At 56.8% G+C, this 1,200-nt stretch carries 1 protein-coding gene; it reads right to left on the reverse strand.

Going from position 1 to position 1,200, the window contains the following annotated elements:
• Window positions 1–164 precede the first annotated feature (164 nt).
• Window positions 165–980, reverse strand: a complete 816-nt coding sequence (gene mutM, locus XpopCFBP1817_RS20775) for a bifunctional DNA-formamidopyrimidine glycosylase/DNA-(apurinic or apyrimidinic site) lyase (RefSeq protein ID WP_128418483.1) — start codon at window positions 978–980, stop codon at window positions 165–167.
• Window positions 981–1,200: the final 220 nt, after the last annotated feature.

Raw genomic sequence — 1,200 nt, forward strand, 5'->3', positions numbered from 1 at the left:
TGCACACCCTCACCGCCGACAACGGCAAGGAGTTCGCCGATCATCGCCTCATTGCCGCCTGCTTGCAGAGCGATTTCTACTTTGCAGATCCGTTAGCGCCGTGCGGCTGTCACCGACGGCGCTTGGTGCTTGAAGGGGATTTTTCAGGGGCAACTAGCTAGCTTTCAACGTTGGCAACTACCGCACCAGACCGTCGCGCGTTGACCAATGGTGGCGTGTTTCAACACACGTCCACATTGCTTGCAGGCTTCACCCCCACGCCCGTACACCGTGAGTTCTTGCTCGAAGTAACCAGGTGCACCGTCGGGACTGATGAAATCACGCAACGTCGTGCCTCCGCGTTGGATCGCATATCCCAGAATTTCTTTTACCGCAGTAGCCAAGCGATGATAGCGGTCTAACGACACTTTCCCAGCCTCACGGAATGGGCTGATTCCTGCTTGATGCAGGCTTTCGGCAGCGTAGATATTACCCACGCCGACGACGACCGCTTGATCCATCAGAAAGATTTTCACCGCGGCACGACGGCCACGCGCCAGTGCATGCAGATAATCGCCAGTAAATGCATCCGATAATGGTTCTGGGCCAAGGGTGGCAAGCAACTCATGGGTTTGCGTACCATATTGCCATAACAGGCATCCGAATCGGCGCGGATCGTTGAAACGCAGCACGTGTCCATTTTCCAGACTGACATCCACGTGATCGTGCGCGCGCGGCAACGTATCGCCAGGCAGCACGCGTAGACTCCCGGACATCCCAAGATGCAGCAGCGCACTGCCACCCGCATCTGTGTCGATCAACAGATACTTCGCACGACGCCGCACGTTGATGATGGTCGCACCAGGGAGCAGCTGCTCGATCTGCTCGGGAATGGGCCAGCGCAGATCCGGCCTTCGCAAGATAACGCCATGGACACGTTGCCCGACAAGATGCGGCGACAGACCGCGCAGCGTAGTTTCGACTTCGGGCAATTCAGGCATGCACGTATCCACTCGGCCATTCCGGCGACATACCGGCGACATACCGGCGCGGTGAATATGGTGGTCTTACGCATCAAACGCAAATGCCTGCAACTGACTTGCTGTCGGGACCAGCTTTTTCCACGGCGAATTCAACTCTAAATCGCAACGCTGTTGAGGATCTCCTCGGAGAAGACGTCGAGGGGCGTTTTGAATCCAAGTATTTTGCGCGGACGATTGT

This window comes from Xanthomonas populi, assembly GCF_002940065.1.
In the GTDB taxonomy this organism is placed as follows: domain Bacteria; phylum Pseudomonadota; class Gammaproteobacteria; order Xanthomonadales; family Xanthomonadaceae; genus Xanthomonas; species Xanthomonas populi.

Coding starts and splice junctions, on each gene's coding strand:
- mutM (WP_128418483.1), bottom strand. CDS start 980: ATGCCTGAATTGCCCGAAGTCGAAACTACGCTGCGCGGTCTGTCGCCG.